This window comes from Actinosynnema sp. CA-299493, from assembly GCF_050946825.1.
Taxonomy (GTDB): domain Bacteria; phylum Actinomycetota; class Actinomycetes; order Mycobacteriales; family Pseudonocardiaceae; genus Actinosynnema.
Genome location: NZ_CP191993.1, coordinates 8,588,381 through 8,607,663, shown reverse-complemented (window position 1 = coordinate 8,607,663; position 19,283 = coordinate 8,588,381). Strand labels below are relative to the sequence as shown.

17 protein-coding genes are annotated in these 19,283 nt (G+C 72.2%); 9 read left to right on the top strand and 8 right to left on the bottom strand.

The window, feature by feature from the left end; all coding sequences use genetic code 11:
* Positions 1–51 precede the first annotated feature (51 nt).
* Positions 52–2,658, top strand: coding sequence for a hypothetical protein (locus ACQPYE_RS36955; RefSeq protein WP_498717759.1), 2,607 nt, complete (start codon positions 52–54; stop codon positions 2,656–2,658).
* Here the strand turns inward: ACQPYE_RS36955 and ACQPYE_RS36950 are convergent.
* Positions 2,655–4,313, bottom strand: coding sequence for a hypothetical protein (locus ACQPYE_RS36950; protein ID WP_498717757.1), 1,659 nt, complete (start codon positions 4,311–4,313; stop codon positions 2,655–2,657). The genes ACQPYE_RS36955 and ACQPYE_RS36950 overlap by 4 nt on opposite strands.
* 17 nt (positions 4,314–4,330) lie before the next feature.
* Entirely contained in the window at positions 4,331–4,855 is a 525-nt protein-coding gene (locus tag ACQPYE_RS36945) for a YbaB/EbfC family nucleoid-associated protein (RefSeq protein WP_498717756.1), read from the bottom strand.
* Between the two features lie 372 nt (positions 4,856–5,227).
* On the opposite strand from ACQPYE_RS36945, the gene ACQPYE_RS36940 reads away from it, so the two are divergent.
* The 6 genes from ACQPYE_RS36940 to ACQPYE_RS36915 all read left to right on the top strand — a co-directional run bounded on the left by ACQPYE_RS36940 (position 5,228) and on the right by ACQPYE_RS36915 (position 11,997).
* Positions 5,228–6,358 carry a BMP family lipoprotein gene (locus ACQPYE_RS36940; RefSeq protein ID WP_498723062.1) on the top strand — a complete coding sequence of 377 codons (1,131 nt, stop codon included), beginning with the start codon at positions 5,228–5,230 and terminating at the stop codon, positions 6,356–6,358.
* Positions 6,359–6,455: 97 nt separating this feature from the next.
* Positions 6,456–8,012, top strand: a complete 1,557-nt coding sequence (locus tag ACQPYE_RS36935) for an ABC transporter ATP-binding protein (RefSeq protein ID WP_498717755.1) — start codon at positions 6,456–6,458, stop codon at positions 8,010–8,012.
* Positions 8,012–9,082 (top strand): ABC transporter permease, encoded by a 1,071-nt coding sequence (locus ACQPYE_RS36930; protein WP_498717754.1) that lies wholly within the window; start codon positions 8,012–8,014, stop codon positions 9,080–9,082. Before ACQPYE_RS36935 ends, ACQPYE_RS36930 begins: the two co-directional genes overlap by 1 nt.
* Positions 9,079–10,344 carry an ABC transporter permease gene (locus ACQPYE_RS36925; RefSeq protein WP_498717753.1) on the top strand — a complete coding sequence of 422 codons (1,266 nt, stop codon included), beginning with the start codon at positions 9,079–9,081 and terminating at the stop codon, positions 10,342–10,344. The genes ACQPYE_RS36930 and ACQPYE_RS36925 overlap by 4 nt, the downstream gene beginning before the upstream one ends.
* Positions 10,337–10,726 (top strand): cytidine deaminase, encoded by a 390-nt coding sequence (locus ACQPYE_RS36920; RefSeq protein ID WP_498717752.1) that lies wholly within the window; start codon positions 10,337–10,339, stop codon positions 10,724–10,726. Before ACQPYE_RS36925 ends, ACQPYE_RS36920 begins: the two co-directional genes overlap by 8 nt.
* On the top strand, positions 10,723–11,997 hold the full coding sequence (locus ACQPYE_RS36915) for a thymidine phosphorylase (protein ID WP_498717751.1): 1,275 nt from the start codon (positions 10,723–10,725) through the stop codon (positions 11,995–11,997). The genes ACQPYE_RS36920 and ACQPYE_RS36915 overlap by 4 nt, the downstream gene beginning before the upstream one ends.
* A 78-nt stretch (positions 11,998–12,075) precedes the next feature.
* Here the strand turns inward: ACQPYE_RS36915 and ACQPYE_RS36910 are convergent, their stop codons facing one another.
* A complete protein-coding gene (locus tag ACQPYE_RS36910; RefSeq protein ID WP_498717750.1) occupies positions 12,076–13,284 on the bottom strand; it encodes a hypothetical protein in 1,209 nt (402 codons plus the stop codon).
* Between the two features lie 408 nt (positions 13,285–13,692).
* Between ACQPYE_RS36910 and ACQPYE_RS36905 the strand changes: the two genes are divergently transcribed.
* Entirely contained in the window at positions 13,693–14,760 is a 1,068-nt protein-coding gene (locus ACQPYE_RS36905; protein WP_498717749.1) for an adenosine deaminase, read from the top strand.
* A gap of 90 nt (positions 14,761–14,850) precedes the next feature.
* On the opposite strand, the gene ACQPYE_RS36900 is transcribed toward ACQPYE_RS36905, so the two are convergent.
* The 5 genes from ACQPYE_RS36900 to ACQPYE_RS36880 form a co-directional block, all read right to left on the bottom strand.
* Entirely contained in the window at positions 14,851–16,059 is a 1,209-nt protein-coding gene (locus ACQPYE_RS36900; RefSeq protein WP_498717748.1) for a SatS C-terminal domain-containing protein, read from the bottom strand.
* 65 nt (positions 16,060–16,124) lie between these two features.
* Positions 16,125–16,643, bottom strand: a complete 519-nt coding sequence (locus ACQPYE_RS36895) for a YbaB/EbfC family nucleoid-associated protein (RefSeq protein ID WP_498717747.1) — start codon at positions 16,641–16,643, stop codon at positions 16,125–16,127.
* A complete protein-coding gene (locus ACQPYE_RS36890) occupies positions 16,640–17,014 on the bottom strand; it encodes a YbaB/EbfC family nucleoid-associated protein (protein WP_498717746.1) in 375 nt (124 codons plus the stop codon). Before ACQPYE_RS36890 ends, ACQPYE_RS36895 begins: the two co-directional genes overlap by 4 nt.
* Before the next feature lie 14 nt (positions 17,015–17,028).
* On the bottom strand, positions 17,029–18,165 hold the full coding sequence (locus ACQPYE_RS36885; protein WP_498717745.1) for a C40 family peptidase: 1,137 nt from the start codon (positions 18,163–18,165) through the stop codon (positions 17,029–17,031).
* Between the two features lie 40 nt (positions 18,166–18,205).
* A complete protein-coding gene (locus ACQPYE_RS36880) occupies positions 18,206–18,529 on the bottom strand; it encodes a hypothetical protein (RefSeq protein ID WP_498717744.1) in 324 nt (107 codons plus the stop codon).
* Between the two features lie 185 nt (positions 18,530–18,714).
* On the opposite strand from ACQPYE_RS36880, the gene ACQPYE_RS36875 reads away from it, so the two are divergent.
* Complete coding sequence (locus ACQPYE_RS36875) at positions 18,715–19,224, top strand: SMI1/KNR4 family protein (RefSeq protein ID WP_498717743.1); 510 nt, start codon at positions 18,715–18,717, stop codon at positions 19,222–19,224.
* The last annotated feature ends 59 nt before the right edge of the window (positions 19,225–19,283 follow it).

Here is a 19,283-nt window from a genome sequence, read left to right as displayed (position 1 = left end):
GTGGCGCCGGCAGGGGGCGGTGCTGGTGGGGAGACCGGCGCAGGGGGTGGAGTGGCCGACACCGGAGGGGCGCTGACCGGAGGAGCGCTGACCGGAGGGGCGCTGACCGGAGGGGCGCTGACCGGAGGGGCGCTGACCGGAGGTGTCACGACCGGCGGCGTGGTGATCGGCGGGGTGATGTTCGCCGGGCGAGGTGTGGCGGGAGGGGCCGGTGCCGGGGGTGGGGTGACCGACGCCGGTGGGGCGCTGACCGGTGGGGCGCTGACCGACGGGGTTGGTGGCTTGCTCGTCTGGGGTGCCGGAGGTGCGGAAGGGGTGGTGCCGGCCGGTGGCGTTGCTGCGGGAGGTGCCGGTGGGGTGACGGACTTCGGGGCGTTCGTGTCGGGGGGAGGCGTGCTGATCTGGCTTGGCGACGGCGGGGCGCTGATCGTCGGCTTGGGCGCGGGTGGCGGCGTCGAGGGAGAAGTCGCCGGGGCCTTGTTGATGGTGCCGTCGCCGGTCGGGGGCTTGGGCGCGTCGAACACGCCCTTCTCCGGTCCGCCGGTGAACTTGCTCGAACGGTCCGTCGACGGGCTCGCGCCCGGAGCACCCGCGGCCGGTGGCGCGGCGACCGGCGGCGCTACCGGTGCGCTCACCGGAGGCGCGACGACGGGGGACGGCTTCGGGCCGGTCGAGGGCGGAGCCGTGGTGGCGTTCGGGGCGCCCGCGGGCGGTGTGTTGACCGGCGGCGCGCTGGGAGCAGGGGTGTTGACGGTCGGGACGCCGGCCGTGCCGGCCGAAGGCGCGTTGACGGTCGGCTTGGGCGCGGGTGGCGGCGTCGAGGGAGAAGTCGCCGGGGCCTTGTTGATGGTGCCGTCGCCGGTCGGGGGTTTGGGTGCGTCGAAGACGCCCTTGCCCGGTCCGCCGGTGAACTTGCTCGATCGGTCGGACCCGCCCGCGGTGCCGGGGGCTGCGCCGGGAGCCATCGGGGCACCGCCCACCGGGGGCACGGTCGGAGCGTTCACCGAGGACGCGGCACCCGGGGTCGGCTTCGGACCGGTCGTGGGTGGAGCCGTCGCGGTGCTCGGCGCGCCGCTGCCGGGTGCGGTGGTGGTCGGTGCGCCGGCGGTGGGAGTGGCCGGGATGCCGCCGGGTGCGCTGATGGTGGGCTTGGGCGCGGGTGGTGGTGCGGAGGGTGAGCTGGTCGGGGCTTTGTTGATGGTGCCGTCGCCGGTCGGGGGTTTGGGTGCGTCGAAGACGCCCTTGCCCGGTCCGCCGGTGAACTTGCTCGATCGGTCGGACCCGCCCGCGGTGCCGGGGGCTGCGCCGGGAGCCATCGGGGCACCGCCCACCGGAGGAGGTGTCACGCCGGGTGCGCCGGACAGCGCGCCGCCGATGCTGCGGGCCGCCGTGCTCGCGCCCGGCGTGGTGGCGCCGGTCACCGGGCCGGCGCCCGGCGTCGGACCGCCCTTGACCGCCGGTCCACCGGACGGCGTCGAACCGGGCGGCGTCACGCCGGGCACACCGCCACCGGGCACACCGCCACCGGGCACCCCGCCGCCGCGCGGGCCGCCCGGCGAACCCGGCGAACCCGGAACGCCGGAGATCGGCCCCACCGAAGGACCACCGGGCGACCTGGGCGATCCACCGGGGTTCGACCCGGACGCGCCGGGAACGCCGGTGATCGGTCCGACCGCCGGTCCGCCGGTGCCGCGCGGCCCGCCGGACGGGATCACGCCGGGTGTGCCGCCGGGCAGGTTCTTGACCGGTCCGACCGCCGGCCCGCCGGTCCCACGCGGACCACCGGGAGGCGTCGCCCCTGGCGTGCCGGGCAGGTTGTTGATCGGTCCCACCGCCGGTCCGCCGGTACCTCGCGGCCCGCCGGACGGGGTCACACCCGGAGCGCCGGGCAGGTTCTTCACCGGTCCGACCGCCGGTCCGCCGGTGCCGCGCGGCCCGCCGGGCGGGGTCACGCCGGGTGTGCCTCCGGGCAGGTTCTTCACCGGCCCGACCGCGGGCCCGCCCGTGCCCTTCGGTCCGCCGGTCCCGTTCGGCCCGGTCGCACCGGGCACGTTGGTCACCGGCGTGACGGAAGGCCCGCCCGCACCCTTGGGCCCGCCGGTCCCGTTCGGCCCCGACGCGCCCGGCACGTTGGTCACCGGAGTGACGGAAGGCCCGCCCGGACCCTTCACCCCGAGCGGCCCGTTGCCGGGTGAGCCGGGTGGCCGCTGGGCGTTCGAGTTCGGGTCGATCTTGGTGAACTGGTCGCGGGCGAACTGGTCGTTCTGCACGTGCGTCTGGGCGGTGGCCTTCAACCCGGACTGGACGTTGCCCATCGCGGACGACGCGTTGTTCGCCTGCTGCACCGAGGCGTCGTTCGAGCTGTTCAACGCGGGCACGGCGACGATGCCGATCGGGCCGAGCGCGTTGGGCGCGAGCTTGAGCCCCTGCAACCCGCCGGAGATCGCCGCCAGCCGGTCCCGCAGGCTGCCGGCCCGCTTGTCCAGGTCCGACATGGTCGATTCGCTCATGCCGAAGCCGGAATTGCCGGTCGGCCCGCCCGCGGACGGCGGTGGCGCGGGTGGTGGCGGTGACGACGGGTTGCCCGATGAACCCGGGGTGTTCGTGTCGACGCCGCCGCCACCGCGTGCCATGACTGGTTCTCCGTGGTTCTTCTAGACCTGGACGGAACTCGTGGACGTCCCGCTCGACGCGGGCTGCGAGAACTGCGACTGGAACGAGTCGTAGCTCGACTTCGCCGCCTCGCCCGCCGACTTCGCGTCGTCCGCCGCCCGCTCGACGCTCGTGCCGGCCTGCTCGGCCCTGCGCGACGCCTCCTCGGCGGCCTTGATGTCGGCGTCGCTGCCGGACGCGAACGCCTTGGCGTTGGCCTCGGCCGCCGCCGCGTTGGCCGCCGCGAAGTCCACGTTCGCCTGCTCGTAGGTGGCGTTCGCCGTCTTCGCCGCGTCGTTCTTGGCCGACATGTCGTTCTCGGCGGACGTGCGCGCCGGGTCGTCCTGGCCCGGGTTGTTGCGCTTGTACTCCTCGTACGCGGCCTTCGCGGCCTCGTCGGAGGGCTTCGCGTCGGCCAGCGCCTGGTTGCTCGCCTTGGCCGCGTCGGCGACGTCGCGGGCTTCCTTCGCCGCCTTCTCCGCCGCCTGGGCCGCCTCGCCGCGCGCCGCGTCCGCCTCGACCTTGGCAGCCTCGTACTTGGCCATCGCCGCGTCCCGGCCGGCCTGGTCGCCGCGCGCGGCGGCGGCGTTGGCCTCTTCGACGAACCCGTTGGCCTTGGCGTTGGCCTCGCTCGCCTTCGTGGCCGCCGCGTTCACGTCCTCGTTGGCCTTCTTGGCCTCCGCGGCGGCCGCGGCCTCTTCCTCCTTGGCCTTGCTGTAGCGCTCGTTGGCCTCCTCGGCCTTCTTGTTGGCGTCGGTGACCTTGTCGTCCTGCACGTCCTTGGCCAACGCCTTGTCGATCTCGCGGTCGACGCCCTTCTGCGCCTTCCACGACTCGTAACCGACCTCGGCGACGTCGGCGATGTTCTCGAACCGGTTCCAGCCCTTGCCGACGTTCTCGGTGATCTCGTCGAGGTTCTTGATCCGGCCCATCTGCCTGGCGAGCGCCGCGGTGAGCCGGGCGATCCGGGACGCGATGTTCACGCCCAGCGCCACGGCCTTGCCGACCGCGAAGCCGATGTAGGCGGCGATGGACGCGCCGAACGTGAAGAACGCGGCGGCGGCGGCGATCAGCGCGCCCGCCAGCAGCGAGCCGAGCAGCTGGGCGATCAGGTCGCGCACGATGTCGCGCAGCACGGACACCAGCACGCCGCAGATGGCGACGATCTTGGCCTTCTGCTCGACGGCGTTGGCCAGCGCGTCCAGCTCCTGGCCCATCGACTCCATGTTCTTCTGGAACGCCTCGGACGACGCGCCGGTCCACCCGTCGAAGGTGGCCAGCTCGCGCCGGTGGTCCTCGGCCAGCACGCGCAGCTCGGCGGCCTGCTTCTTGGTCGCCTCGACGTTGGCGTTGATCTCGTCCGGGTCGCCCATGAGCTGGTCGAGCGGTTCCTTCAGGAACGTCACGTGCTCGATCAGCCAGCCGATGCCCGCGCCCAGGATCGTGCCGAACGGGTCGACCGCCAGCATAGCCATGGACGACGCCGTGCCGATCGCGGCGAAGGTGATGTCCAGCGCCTTCTCGGTCTCGGTCTCCGCGTCCTTGCCGATGGTGGTGATCATCTCGTCCCAGGCCGAGATGAACAGCGAGCCCTTGAACTTGTTCTGCTCGGTGATCTCCATGCCCGGTGGCGAGGCGATCGGGGTGTCGGGGGCGGTCATCGCTCAGGGTCTCCTCGTCACCAGGGCTGGTTGTCGTCGTCCTCGTCGTCACCGGGGCGCGAGGGGCGCGCCGGTCGCGACGGCGTCTGCGGCTGACCGCTGTACGGGGACGGGGCGGGGGCAGGGGCGTGGGTCGCGACCGGGGCCGGCGGGGCGGGCTCGGCCTCGGGAGCGGCGTAGTCGTCGCGCTCGTCGTCGTCGACCTCGTCGTCCGGGATGGTGTCGCTGATCATCCGCATGGCCTCGGTGCCCTCGCCGAGCGGCTCGAACGCCGCCATCACCTGCTGCGCGGCCTGCTTCTGCGCGACCTTGGCCGTCTGCATGATCAGGGCGGTGAGGCGGGCGGAGCCGAGCTCGGTCGCCCGGTGGCCGAGCTGGATGTTCAGCAGGCCGCCGTTCGGGCCGACGGTGATGGTCACCGCGCCGTCCGGGCTCGACGCCGTGGCCTGCGAGTTCTCGAAGTTCTCCTGGAGGTCGGCCGACTTCCGCTGGAGATCGGCCAGCTTTGCCTCGAAGTTGTCGAGCCACTGCTGGGGGTCCAAGTCAACCTCCTGTGGGGGATATCGGTGCAGGGTGGAGTGCACCGGACCCCGCCAACGCCGCTCCAACGCCTCACCAACGGGTTAACCCTGCGGGCCTCCGAACCCTGATTGGCCGGCGGTCACCGGACGGCCACTTCACCCGGTCCGCGTATTGACGCTGAGTAATCGGCTACGACGCGGGGAAGTCGCGCTATCACTACGAGTGGCGGAGTCGCCTGATGGCACCAACGATTAGGTCACGTGCGGACCGGTGCGTGCGCGGGTGTCATTACTACGGGGTACGGTTCGCCACTCGGAAGACCCGACGGCCCCGCCGTCGGGATTTGTCTGCTCCTAGCCGAGCAGGGAGGGAGACGAGCCGTGCGTCGTCGAATGCGTGGCCTCGCGGTGGCCGCGATCGCGCTGACCAGCGTTCTCACGATGGCCGCCTGCGCCAAGGACACCGGTGGGAACAACACCGGGACCGGGTCGACCAACACCGCCGAGGGCTGCAAGCTGGCTGACAAGCCGCCGGCCGCCACCGCGACCTCCAGCAGCGCCGCGTCGAGCGAGAAGGTCGACGGCAGCGCGCTGAAGGTGGGTCTGGCCTACGACATCGGCGGTCGGGGCGACGCGTCGTTCAACGACTCCGCGGCGGCGGGCCTGGACAAGGCCAAGGCCGACTTCGGCATCGCCGAGGTCAAGGAGCTGACCGCCGCGCCGAACGAGCCGGAGGACGCCAAGCAGACCCGGCTGCGCCAGCTCGCGAGCGAGGGCTTCAACCCGATCATCGGTGTCGGCTTCGCCTACGCCGAGTCGCTGAAGGTCGTCGCGCCGGAGTTCCCGGCCGTCAAGTTCGCGATCGTCGACGGCGCGGTCGAGGGCGCGGCGAACGTCACGCCGCTGCTGTTCGCCGAGGAGCAGGGTTCCTTCCTGGCCGGCGTCATCGCCGCCTACAAGTCGAAGGCCTGCCACGTCGGCTTCGTCGGCGGTGTGGAGATCCCGCTGATCCAGAAGTTCGACGCGGGCTTCGCCCAGGGCGCCAAGACCGCCGCGCCCGACATCAAGATCGAGAAGAAGTACCTGACCCCGGCGGGCGACTTCACCGGCTTCCAGGACCCGGCCAAGGGCCAGGAGGCCGCGACCGGCCAGGTCGAGGCCGGCGCGGACGTGCTCTACCACGCCGCCGGCGCCTCCGGCAAGGGCGTCTTCTCCGCCGCGAAGACGGGCAACGCGCTCGCCATCGGCGTCGACTCCGACCAGTACAACCAGAAGACGGTCGAGGAGTCCAAGGACGTCATCGTGTCGTCCATGCTCAAGCGGGTCGACGTCGCGGTGTACGACTTCGTCAAGGCGGTCGCCCAGAACGACCTGGCGAGCCTGCCGAAGGTGTTCGACCTGTCCGTGGACGGCGTCGGCTACTCCACCTCCGGCGGCAAGATCGACGACAACCTGAAGGCGGTCCTCGAGGGCTACAAGGCCCAGATCATCGAGGGCAAGATCAAGGTCGAGTCCGCGCCGTAACCCCATCCGGCCTCCGGCGCACTGGGCCCTGCGAGCACCCTCGCGGGGCCCAGTGCGTGGTTAGCCCCGGCGCAGCCGGAGATCACACGGAGCATCCATGAGTACCACGACCCCTGCCGTCGTCCTGTCGGGCATCACCAAGCGCTTCCCGGGTGTCGTCGCCAACAGCGACGTCCACCTCAGCGTGCAGGTCGGCGAGGTGCACGCGCTGTGCGGTGAGAACGGCGCCGGCAAGTCCACCCTGATGAAGATCCTGTACGGGATGCAGCAGCCCGACGAGGGCACCATCGAGGTGGCGGGCGAGCAGGTCCGGTTCCGCACGCCGGCCGACGCCATCAAGGCCGGCATCGGCATGGTGCACCAGCACTTCATGCTCGCCGACAACCTGACCGTGCAGGAGAACGTCGTCCTCGGCGCGGAGTCCCTGCACGGCATCGGCGGCAAGGCGCGCAAGCGCATCCTGGAGCTGGCCGACGCCACCGGCCTGACCGTCGACCCCGGCGTGCTCGTCGAACGGCTCGGCGTGGCCGACCGGCAGCGGGTCGAGATCCTCAAGGTGCTCTACCGGGGCGCCAAGGTGATCATCCTGGACGAGCCGACCGCGGTGCTCGTGCCGCAGGAGGTGGACGAGCTGTTCGCCACCCTGCGCGGCATGCAGCGGCAGGGCTTCACGTTCCTGTTCATCTCGCACAAGCTGGACGAGGTCCGCTCGATCGCCGACTCCGTCACGATCATCCGCCGCGGCACCACCGTCGGCACCGCCGACCCGAAGGCCGTCAGCTCGCGCCAGCTGGCCGAGATGATGGTCGGCAGCGAGCTGCCCAGCCCGGAGACGCGCGAGTCCACCGTCACCGACCGCGTCGTGCTCCAGGTGGAGAACCTGGGCCTGGTCGCGGCCGAGGGCACCCGGCCCGTGCTCGACGACATCGACCTGGTCGTGCGCGCGGGCGAGATCGTCGGCATCGCGGGCGTCGAGGGCAACGGGCAGACCGAGCTGGTCGAGACGATCATGGGCATGCGCAAGGCGCACCACGGCCGCGTGCTGCTCGGCGACCGCGACGTCACCAGGCTCGGCACGCTCGCCCGCCGCGAAGCGGGCATCGGCTACATCCCCGAGGACCGGCACCGCCAGGGGCTGCTGCTCACCCAGCCGCTGTGGGCCAACCGCATCCTCGGCCACCAGACCCGCCGCCCCGTGTCGAAGGGCCAGTGGCTCGACCTCGCGGGCGCGAAGAAGGACACCGAGCGCATCGTCGAGGACTTCGACGTGCGCACGCCGGGCATCGACGTGGCCGCCGTCGCGCTGTCCGGCGGCAACCAGCAGAAGCTCGTGGTCGGCCGTGAGCTGTCCGGCGACCCCGTGCTGCTCATCGCGTCGCACCCGACGCGCGGCGTCGACGTCGGCGCGCAGGCGCTGATCTGGGACGAGATCCGCGCCGCCCGCGCCCGCGGCCTCGCGGTGCTGCTGATCTCGGCGGACCTGGACGAGCTGATCGGCCTGTCCGACACCATCCGGGTGATGCTGCGCGGTCGGCTGGTCGCGGACGCCGACCCGGCCACGGTCACCCCGGAAGACCTCGGCAGCGCCATGACCGGCGCCGGCGCCACGAGCGCCGCCGTCGTCGACCAGGCGTCGGAATCGGAAGGCGAGTAATGGGAATCTTGCGCGGCAAACTGCTGCCGCCCGTGCTGGCGATCCTGTTCTCCGCCCTGCTGTGCGGTATCGCGCTGGTGGTGTCCGGCGCGAACCCGCTGCGGGCGTTCGGGGCGATGTTCGCGCAGGTCGGCGAGGGCACCACCGCCGTCGACATCGTCAACAGCACCGGCACCTACTACATCGCGGCGCTGGCGGTGGCGATCGGGTTCCAGATGAACCTGTTCAACATCGGCGTCGAGGGCCAGTACCGGGTCGCGGCGGTCGTCGCGGCCGTGGTCGGCGGCTCGATCGCCCTGCCGCCCGGCCTGCACGCCCTGGTGATCATCCTGACCGCCGCCGTCGCGGGCGCGCTGTGGGCCGCGATCCCGGCGGTCCTCAAGGTGACGCGCGGCGTCAACGAGGTCATCTCCACGATCATGATGAACGGCCTGGCGCTCGGCCTGGCCGCGTACCTGATCGGCGCGGACGTGTTCGGCGAGCTGCGCGGCAACAACATCCGCACGCCGGAGATCCCGGAGAGCGGCTGGGTGCCCGGCATCCCGCTCGGCTCGTCCGGCACGGTGTTCGGCCTGGTGTTCCTGGCCGCGCTGCTGGGCATCGGCTACTGGGTGATGATGAACCGCACCCGGTTCGGCTTCGAGCTGCGGGCCTCCGGCGAGTCGTCCACGGCCGCCGCCGCGGGTGGCGTGAACGCCAAGAAGATGGTGCTGATCGCCATGCTGCTCTCGGGCGGCATCGCGGGCCTGGTCTCCATGCCGGAGATCCTGGGCCGCGACCACACGTACAACCTGAACTTCCCGGCCGGCATCGGCTTCTCCGGCATCGCGATCGCGCTGCTCGGGCGCAACCACCCCGGTGGCATCGCGTTCGGCGCGCTGCTGTGGGCGTTCCTGGACAAGTCGGGCCTGGCGCTGGACAACGTGGGCGTGCCCCGCGAGATCGTGACGATCATGCAGGGGGCGATCGTGCTGTCGGTCGTCGTCGCGTACGAGGTGGTCCGCCGGTTCGAACTGGCCGCGCAGCAGCGGCAGGTCGGCCGGCAGCTCGGAACGGTGGATGCCGCATGAGTACTTCCCTGATGAACCCCTCCGAGGCCCCGAGCACCGTTCCGCCGCCGCGCAAGTCGCGGCGGATCCCCGGTTGGGCCGTCGGCGCGCTGGGCGTGGCGGGCGCGGTCGTGCTGCTGTCCACCACGTCGTACCTGACGGGTGTGCCGCAGCTGACGTCCACCGGCACCATCCAGACCGCGGTGCGGTTGGCGTTGCCGATCCTCCTGGCGGCCCTCGGCGGCCTGTGGGCGGAACGCGCGGGCGTGGTGAACATCGGCCTCGAAGGCATGATGATCATGGGCACGTGGGGCGCGGCGTGGGCCGGCTACCAGTGGGGCCCGTGGGCGGCGCTCGTGTCGGCGGCCGTGTTCGGCGCGCTGGGCGGTCTCCTGCACGCCATCGCCACCGTGACGTTCGGCGTGAACCACATCGTGTCCGGTGTGGCGATCAACCTGCTCGGCGCCGGCCTGACCAAGTACCTCTCCACGCTGATCTTCTTCCCGCTGTCGAACAACCCGCGCGAGTCGCCCGCCGTGCCGAAGTTCGACACCTACTCCGCCTCCGGCCTCTCGGACTGGCTCGGCGAGCTCGAAGCGCAGCAACGGGTGGGCCTGTCCGACGTCGCCGGCATCCTGCGCGGCCTCGTCACCGGCGTGTCCCCGTTGACCATGCTGGCGATCCTCCTGGTGATCGGCAGCTACCTGGTGCTGTGGCGCACCCGGTTCGGCCTGCGGCTGCGGTCGTGCGGCGAGAACCCGGTGGCCGCGGAGTCCCTCGGCGTCAACGTCTACCTCTACAAGTACGTCGCGGTGATCTCCTCGGGGGCGCTCGCCGGCATCGGCGGCGCGGCCCTCGTGCTCAACCCGGGCCAACCCGGCTACCTCGAGGGCCAGACCAACGGCCGCGGGTTCATCGGCCTCGCCGCGATGATCTTCGGCAACTGGCGGCCCGGCGGCCTGCTCGGCGGCGCGGCCCTGTTCGGCTACGCCGACGGGTTGCAGCTGCGGTCGGGCGGCAAGACGTTCCTCGCGCTGATCTACGGCGCGGTGCTCCTGCTCGTCGTGATCGTCATCTGGCAGCTGGTCCGCCGCCGCTGGTTCGCCGCCGCGTTCGGCATCCTGGCCGCCGGCCTGCTCTACGCCGTGTACTACTCGGTGGACGAGGTGCCGAGCGAGCTGACCACCTACGCGCCGCACCTGGTCACCCTGGTCGTCCTCGCGGTCGCCTCCCAGCGATTGCGGATGCCCGCGGCGGACGGGGTGGTGTACCGCCGTGGTTGACATCGACTGGGACGTCCTGCGGACCCGCGCCGTCGAGGCCGCGCAGTCCGCCTACTGCCCGTACTCCGGGCTGCGGGTGGGCGCGGCGGCCCTGTGCGACGACGGCCGGATCGTCGTCGGCTGCAACGTGGAGAACGCCGCCTACGGCGTCGGCCTCTGCGCCGAGTGCGCCCTCGCGGGCCAGTTCGCGCTCACCGGCGGCGGCAGGCTGGTCGCCCTCGCCTGCCGCAGCGGCGCCGGCGACCTGCTGATGCCGTGCGGCCGGTGCCGTCAGGTGATCTACGAGCTGGGCGGCGCGCCGTGCCTGGTCGACACCCCGTCCGGCATCCTGCCGATGAGCGATGTCCTGCCCGACGCGTTCGGCCCGGAGGACCTGCCGTGACCCACACCGCCGTCGACGTGATCCGGGCCAAGCGCGACGGCGCCCGCCTGACCGACGCCCAGATCGACTGGGTCGTGGACGCCTACACCCGCGGCCAGGTGGCCGACGAGCAGATGTCGGCCCTGGCCATGGCGATCTTCCTGAACGGCATGGACCCGGCCGAAACCGCCCGCTGGACCCACGCCATGATCGACTCCGGCGACCGGCTGACCCTCGACGTCGGCCGCCCCACCGTCGACAAGCACTCCACGGGCGGCGTCGGCGACAAGATCACCCTCCCCCTGGCGCCCCTCGTCGCGGCCTGCGGCGCGGCCGTGCCCCAGCTCTCCGGCCGCGGCCTCGGCCACACCGGCGGCACCCTGGACAAGCTCGAATCCATCCCCGGTTGGCGCGCGCAGCTCTCCGTGGACGAGGTCGTCTCACAACTGCGGTCCGTGGGGGCCGTCATCTGCGCCACCACCTCGGGCCTCGCCCCGGCCGACAAGAAGCTCTACGCGCTGCGGGACGTGACCGGGACCGTGGAGGCGATCCCGCTGATCGCCTCGTCCATCATGTCGAAGAAGATCGCCGAGGGCGCCGAGGCGCTGGTCCTGGACGTCAAGGTCGGTTCCGGCGCGTTCATGAAGTCCCTCGACCAGGCCCGCGCGCTGGCCTCGGCCCTGGTGTCGATCGGCGTCGACCACGGACTGCGCGTGTCGGCCCTGCTGACCGACATGTCCGTGCCACTGGGCCGTGCCGTCGGCAACGCGGTCGAGGTCGCCGAGTCGGTCGAGGTCCTGCGCGGCGGCGGCCCGTCGGACGTCGTGGAGCTGACCGTCGCCCTGGCCGAGGAGATGCTGTCGCGCGCGGGCGTCTCGGCGTCACCGCGCGAGGTCCTGGCCTCCGGCGAGGCCTACGAGACGTGGGCCAGGATGATCCGGGCCCAAGGCGGTGACCCGGACGCCCCGCTCCCGGTCGGCCGCCACGAGCACGTCGTCACCGCGTCTTCGGACGGCTACCTGACCAAGCTGGACGCCTACGCCGTGGGCGTCGCCGCCTGGCGCCTCGGCGCCGGGCGCGCCCGCAAGGAAGACCCGGTCCAACCGGGCGCCGGCATCCTGTGCCTGGCCAAACCGGGTGACCGGGTGACCGGGGGCCAACCGCTCCTGGAACTGCGCACCGACACCCCGGACGCCATCCCCGCCGCCCTGGAAGCCCTCTCCGGCGGCTACGAGATCGGCCCCACCCCGCCGGCCACGACACCCCTGGTCATCGACACGATCCGGGGCTGACCACGCCGTTGATCTCCGCTCACCACGACGAAAGGCCCGGCCCGCGCGAAGCGGACCGGGCCTTTTCGGCAGTGACGATCAGGCGCCCTCGGCGGCCAGGTCGTCGTCGTCCAGGTTCCGGTTCTCGCCGGGCTTGGACCCGTTCTTCCGGGTCCGCCGCTGGGGCCGCGGCAGGGCGGTGGGCGGCGGGGGCGGGGTCGGCGAGCCGCCGCCCAGGATCAGCTCGGCGAACGTCGCCATCGCCTCGTCCAGCTGACCGCCGATGCGCAGCTCCGACTCCTGGTTGCTCTTGCGCACCAGGCCGGCCAGCGAGTCGGCGTCCGGCCGGGTCGACAGCGTGCCCTCGACCTTGGCGATGCCCTGCTCCACCACGCCGGACAGCTCACCGAGCCGCGACGCGAAGTCGTCCTCCACCGAGTCGAGCCGGGTCGCCATGGTGTCGAGCCGGGACGTCACCTGCTCCAGGCGCTGCGCCAGCGCCTCCAGCCGGTCCGTCGCGTCGACCTGGTCGCGCGTCTCGTCCAGCGCCGCGTGCAGCGCCTCGCGGGCTTCGTCCAGCTTGCCCGTCATCGTGCTGCGCGTGTCGGCCAACGACGCGCCGAGCGACTCGCGCGTCTCGGTCAACGACGCGTGCAGCCCGTCCCGCGTGCTGTTGAGGTTGTCCCGCGCCTCGTCCAGCTTGCCGTGCAGGCCGTTCGCGGACTCCGTGACGGACCGCTGCAACGCCTCGCGCGTGCCGTCGAGGTGCTCGTGCACACCCTCGTCGACCTCGTCCAGGCGACCGCGCAGCGCGGCCTCCAACGCCTCGATGCGCTCCCGCAGCGGCCCGGTCACCGCGCCCGGCACCTGCTCGACCTTGTTGTCCTGCTTGTCCAGGTGGCCGTCGAGGTCGTCGAGGCGCTTGTGGATGTGGGAGAGCTTGTCCTCCAGGCCGTCCATCCGCCCGGCGACACCCTCGAACCGGCCCGTCACCCCGTCGAGCCGACCGTCGAGCTGCGCGAACGGCTTGGCGAGCTTGTCGACCAGGCCCTCGACGGCCCGACCGATGCCCTGCACCGCGTTGTCCTGCGCCTCCAGCTTGGACAGCGCCTCGTCCAGCCGCTCGGCCAGCACGCTGACCTCGGTCCGGTCGGGCAGTTCGGACAGGCGCTTGCGAACGGAACCCAGCGACTCGAGCGGGGACATCCGCGCGTGGATCTCGTCCAGCGCGTCGAAGATCTGCTGCTGTTCGCTCTCACGGATCTCCGCGGCGCGCGTGAGCATGTTGCGCATCCGATCGAAGGACATCGTGGAGTTGTTGTTCTCGTTCACGGCTCGGGTGCCTTCGTCCAGGGGAGGGGAGACCTCCGGGAGCCTAACCAGGTTGGGGCGGCGGGCAGTAGCGCCCCCCGACCGGGATCGCCTGGATCGACGTTGCGTGTACTCCGTTGGAGTGACAGTCGCCGACCTTACCCCAAGGTAACCCGCAGCGTGCTTGTGACTGCTGCCGGTAAGCATCCGCCGTGTGAGTGACTAAAGCCCGCTTACCAGTAGCGGAAAGTTCTGCATCACGAGTGCACAACGGGGTCACTACAGCGAAAGCGGCACCTGATCGAGTGGTTCTGACCACACCCGGTGACGTGGGGGTGATCATACCGGTTGATGATCATCGCGAGCCGGAACGACACGGCGTGTCACCGGTATACGGTGGCGCCCATGCCGACCCCGCTGACCCAGGAAGACCTTCGCCGCGCGCCGAAGGTGCTCCTGCACGACCACCTCGACGGTGGCCTCCGCCCGCAGACGGTGATCGAACTCGCCGAGGCCTGCGGCCACCAGGGCTTGCCCACCACGGACCCGGCCGCGCTGGGCGCGTGGTTCCGCGACAACGCGAACTCCGGCTCGCTGGTCCGCTACCTGGAGGGCTTCGCGCACACGTGCGGCGTCATGCAGGACGAGTCCGCGCTGGTGCGCGTCGCCTCCGAGGCCGTGCAGGACCTCGCCGCCGACGGCGTCGTGTACGCCGAGATCCGCTACGCGCCCGAGCTGTTCACCGACCGGGGCCTGAGCCTGGAGCAGGCCGTCGAAGCGGTGCAGGAGGGCTTCCGCCAGGGCGAGGCCGCGTCCGGCGGCCGCATCAGGGTCGGCACGCTGCTGTGCGCGATGCGCCAGAACGACGGCTGGCAGCGCATCGCCGACCTGGTGGTCCGCTACCGGGACGCGGGCGTGGTCGGCTTCGACATCGCGGGCCCCGAGGCCGGGTTCCCGCCCAGCAAGGAGCTGTCCGCGTTCGAGTACCTGCGGCAGCAGAACGCGCACTTCACCATCCACGCCGCCGAGGCGTCCGGCGCGGAGTCGGCGTGGGAGGCCGTGCAGCTCGCGGGCGCGGAGCGGCTGGGCCACGGCGTGCGGCTGGCCGAGGACATCAAGGGCGACGAGGTCGGCCCGCTGGCCGCCTACGTGCGCGACCGGCGCATCGCGCTGGAGATGTGCCCGACGTCGAACGTGCACACCGGCGCGGTGGCGTCGCTGGCCGAGCACCCGATCAAGCGGATGGCCGAGCTGGGCTTCCGGGTCACCGTGAACACCGACAACCGACTGATGAGCGACGTGTCGATGACCGGCGAGTTCGCCACCGTGGTCGAGCAGTTCGGCTTCGGCTGGGAGGACCTGCGCAAGTTCACCGTCAACGCCGCCAAGGCCGCGTTCATCTCGCACGACGAGCGCCGCGCGCTGATCCAGGACGTCATCGAGCCGGCGTACGCCGCCTTCGAGCGGCAGTAGCCGCGCGAACGGGACAAGAGCAGAGGTCGCGGGCTCCGATGGCTGCCCGCGACCTCTGCTCTTGCGCGACCCGACGCTCTAGCGCACTTCCTAGTGCACCTTCAGCCGGTCCTCGAACGCCGCCACGAGCTTCCGCCACGCCACCTGCTCGTCGTCGAACGGCGAGCTGGGCGCGAGCCGCGTGGGGTCCGGCTTGAGCACGTACGACACCAGCCACCCCAGCCGCTCGGACTGGTTCAGCGCCACCTTCACGGTGTCGTCGTTGGCCCACTCGCCCGCGTCCTCCAGCAGTTCGACCACGAGGTCGAGCTGCGTGGGGTCGATCGCGTCCGGGCCGTCGGCGATGTCCTCGTCCAGGCCGGTGAGCACGTAGACGTTGTCCGGGTCGACCTCGACGTCCAGGTCGCCGCCGGTGGCCTTGGTGACCAGCTCGCCCCAGGTCGACACCTCGGCCAGGTCGTTGTCGTCGGCCTCGACGATGAACCGGGCCAACGCGCGCGGCGAGCCGAACACGTCGATCCGGCCCTTGCGGCCGAGGAAGACCGGGTGGTCGTCCAGGTAGCAGCGCAGCGTGTAGTACTCGCCCGCGCCACTGATGATCTTGATCGGGTCGATGCCGACCTCGCCCCAGAAGCCGACCGGCTCGTCGCCGTCCTCTTCGTCCACGTCGGCCGCCGCCGCAGCGGCGGCGTTGGCCTCCTCGAACTCGGCCAGTTCGTCCTGCGCGGCCTTGAGCGTGGGCTCGTCGACCTCCGGCGTGGTCACGACCTCGTCGATCGCGTCCAGCACCTCGTCCCACTTCTCCGCGACGACCTCGGAGATCTCGGTCCACAACGCCTGACCCTCGCGGCCGGTGAACGGCAGCGTGCCCTGCGGGAGCAGCGCGAAGCCCTCCGCCGAGTCGAGGATCTCGTGCACCTTCTCCAGCTCGCAGACGTCCGCCAGCGACCGCACGATCGAGATCACGTCCGCGAGCTCGCCGATGACCCAGGTGTCGGGCTCCTCGGAGACCAGCTCGGGCACGCCGACCAGGTCGAACTGGTGGTTGTCGTCCGGCGACAGCTCACCGACCGACAGCGCGGGCACCACGTGCCACGCCGGGTGGTCGGTCAGGTCGTGCTCTTCGGCCTTGCGCACGAACGCCGCCAAGTGCGCGGCATCGGGGAACGCGTACAGGTCCTCCTCGTGGCCGAGGAAGGCTTCCCACTCCTCGCCCTCTTCCCGCCAGCGCGGGGCCCACAGGGTGACGACATCACCCTGGGTGAGCCCCAGCTCGATCGGGACGATGTCCTGTGCCATCCGACCTCCCGGTCACGCCATGCCCCTTTGCGATGCGGGGGCAAGAGTACGGGGTCGATCACGCGCTACTGCCGTTGACCACGGAAAGGGTCCGCGAAGTAGTCGTCGTCGTCCGCTTCCTCCGGTTGTGGGCGGGTCGCGGGGCGGCTCTTCACCTGGCCGGCCCACGGCGGCGCGGCGGGCCCCGTCGTCCTCGGCCGGGGTGCCGCCGGCGGCGTGACCTGCGGTTTGGCGGGCACTGGCGGGGTGGCGGGCACTGCCTGCGCCGACAACGTCCTCAGCGGCGGCGGGCCGGCGAACGCCTCGACCGCCATCGCCAGGCCGTCGCCCAACGACTTGGCCAGCTCGTTGTAGCTCTTCTGCACCGCCGCGTCCGTCGCCAGCCGCGCCGTCTCCACCACCAGCCTGCCGACCGCCTCCGGTCCCTGCGCCAACGCGTTCGGGTGCAGGTCGAGCGCCTTGAGCTCACCCGACGCGGTCGCCGTGGCGCGGGCCAGCCGGGTGGGGTGCTCGGCGCTGCCGGTGGTGCGGGCCAGCACTTCGGTCAGGCCTTCGGCCGCCGCGAGCCGTTGTTCCTGCGTCACCGGGACTCCCTCGGGTACGTGCCGTCGAACCCGTCGTCGTCCGGGCCGCGTTCGAAGCCGATCTCGGTCAACGCCCGCACCGCCGCCGGGTCGACCACGCGCTCCAACGCCCGGTGCACGCGCGACGCCGCGTCACGCGACGCCCGCGCCGACACGCGCAGGATCTCGTCCGCCAACGCCCGCGGTCCCATGGTCAACGCCGCCGGCGAGACCCGCACCTCCCGCGGCGGCCCGCCGGGCGCGGCGACGACCGTGACCGCGCCGTCGGGTGACGACGCCCGGCCGAGCACCGGACCCGTGCGCGCCACGTGCTCGGCGACCTGCCGCTCGGTGTCGGCGACCCGCCGGGCCGCCCGCTGCGTCTCGTCCACGTCCTCAGCCCGTCTCAGCCGGTCGGTCGGTAGAAGCCCATGAAGCCCATGCCGCTGTTGCTCGTGCGGATCGCGCCGACCTGCACCGGGTCGCCCGCCTCCACCATCTGCCCGTTGCCGATGACCATGGCCACGTGCCCGTCCCACACCACCAGGTCGCCGGGCAGCAGCTGGTCGGCCGGCACGGACGCGCCCATCGCCTGCGACGACGCGGGACGCGGGATGTCGAACCCGGCGCCGCCGTAGGCCCACTGGGTCAGGCCGCTGCAGTCCGTGCCCTGGGGCGGGTTCGCGCCACCCCACACGTAGGGAGTTCCCAGCGCCGACAACGCGTTGCGCACGGCCCGCGCGGCGGTCTCGTTGGGTGCTTCGGCGGAGCTGCCGTCGGGCAGGTTCACGCCGACGCCGGTGCCGGGCTGCGGCGGGATGGCCACCGGCAGACGTGGTCCGGTGGGACCGCCGCCACCGCCACCGGACCCACCGCCGCCACCGCCACCTGATCCACCGCCCGACCCGCTACCGGACCCGCTGCCCGACCCGCCGTTGGACCCGCCGTTCGACGAAGAGGACGACCCGCCGCTGTCGCCCGCGGACGACGTCGACGTCGTGCCGCCGCCCTCCACGCCCAACGGGTCGCCGATCCCGGCGAAGTCCGGGCGCTCCAGGCCCTGCAACCGCGTGACGACCTCGGTCAGCCGGGTGCGGACCTCGGCCAGTTCCCGACCGGTCCTGCCCTCGTACTCGCGGGCCTTCGCGGTCACGTCGGCAGCCACCGCGAGCACCGCGCCGATCCCGCCGAACGCGCCCGCCGCGACCGCCGCCGCCAGCCGGGGCCACGCCCAGCCGGTGAACTCGTCGATCAGGCCCTGGATCGCGGTCTTGCCGGCGGTCACCGCGTCCACCGCCGCGGTGGCGGCCTGCTGGGTGGTCGTCGCGTTGCGCGCCAACGCGCCGACGCCACCGGAGAACGCGGCGACGCGGGTCTGGAACGCGTTCGCCTTCTCGCCGTACCACTGGCTCATCGCGGCGTTCGCCGCGCCCGTGTGCCTGCCGTCGAGCTCGGTCAGCGCCGAGGACGCCCGGCCGAACGACTCGGCCGCGCCCGTCGCGCCGCCGGTGTCGCCCTCCAGCTTGGCCAAGTGGTCCTTCATCGGCTGGACCAGAGCCGCCAGGAAGCCGCCGACGTCCACGTCAGACCTGCGCGGCCCGGTCGAGGTCGGCGCTGGTGCGCGCCTCCTGCTCGGTGTACGCCCGGCCGGTCTTCGCGACCTCCGCGGCGAACGCCGACAACCCCGCCGACGCGGCGGCCACACCGTCCACTTGGGCCTGTGCCGCCTGCCGGAAGGCCGCGCCGAGGCCGACCTCGTCGCCGATCGCGCCGAAGCTGCCCGCGGCCAACGCGGTCGTGCCCGCCAACGTGGACGTGCCCACCTCGCCGACCTCGCTCGCCAGACCGGCCGCCGTGCTGCCGTACGCCGACAGCGCCGCGGTGTCGACGCCGAAACCCCGTTCCACCTTCGTCCCCCTTTTGGTGCCGTGCGACCGCGATCCTGCCCCATCCACCGGCGGGTTGTGCGGCGTTCGGCGAGATCCTGCCCCGATGAGCGGTACCACGGGCGATGTCGTCACCTGATCATGTGTAGGTGGGTGTTTTGCGCCATTGGGAACGGATTGTGGCGTGGCTTGACCACCACGCCCCCTTGACCGGTTCGGCGTTCGTGCCCCCCGAGGACGGCGCCGCGGTCGAGGCGTTGGCGGTCGCGAGCGGCCTCGAGCCGCCCGCCGACCTGCGCGCGTGGTGGGCGGTGTGCGGCGGCACCGCCGATCTGGCGTTCGCCGAGGTGCTGCCGCCGTTCTACACGCCACTGGGTCCGTCCAACGCGCTGCGCTCGTGGCGGTTGAAGGAGCGGTTCTGGCCCGCGGACCTGGACACCGAGGCGGGCACGCCGACGACCGGGTTCCACCCGATGTGGCTGCCGATCGCGTTCGACGGGTGCGGTGACGCGTTGGCGCTCGACCTGCGGCCGGGCGTGCTGTCGGGGTGCGTGGTCGAGTGGGACCGCGAGGCGGGCGAGATGCTCAAACCGGAGTGGACGGGCCTGGACGAGATGCTGGACCAGGTCGCCACCGCCCTGGAGCACCGGGGCCGGCTCGGCCACTGCGAGCCGTTGGTGACGACGGACGGCCGGTTGGGCTGGTTCACGAACTAGTGAACCGTTCGTCGTGAGCGTTCAACTCGGGGGTCCTGAACGTAGGACACGGTCGTTCT

Coding starts and splice junctions, on each gene's coding strand:
- ACQPYE_RS36950 (WP_498717757.1), bottom strand. CDS start 4,313: ATGACCGCCCCCGACACCCCGATCGCCTCGCCACCGGGCATGGAGATC.
- ACQPYE_RS36940 (WP_498723062.1), top strand. CDS start 5,228: ATGCGTGGCCTCGCGGTGGCCGCGATCGCGCTGACCAGCGTTCTCACG.
- ACQPYE_RS36935 (WP_498717755.1), top strand. CDS start 6,456: ATGAGTACCACGACCCCTGCCGTCGTCCTGTCGGGCATCACCAAGCGC.
- ACQPYE_RS36930 (WP_498717754.1), top strand. CDS start 8,012: ATGGGAATCTTGCGCGGCAAACTGCTGCCGCCCGTGCTGGCGATCCTG.
- ACQPYE_RS36925 (WP_498717753.1), top strand. CDS start 9,079: ATGAGTACTTCCCTGATGAACCCCTCCGAGGCCCCGAGCACCGTTCCG.
- ACQPYE_RS36910 (WP_498717750.1), bottom strand. CDS start 13,284: ATGTCCTTCGATCGGATGCGCAACATGCTCACGCGCGCCGCGGAGATC.
- ACQPYE_RS36905 (WP_498717749.1), top strand. CDS start 13,693: ATGCCGACCCCGCTGACCCAGGAAGACCTTCGCCGCGCGCCGAAGGTG.
- ACQPYE_RS36900 (WP_498717748.1), bottom strand. CDS start 16,059: ATGGCACAGGACATCGTCCCGATCGAGCTGGGGCTCACCCAGGGTGAT.
- ACQPYE_RS36885 (WP_498717745.1), bottom strand. CDS start 18,165: ATGAAGGACCACTTGGCCAAGCTGGAGGGCGACACCGGCGGCGCGACG.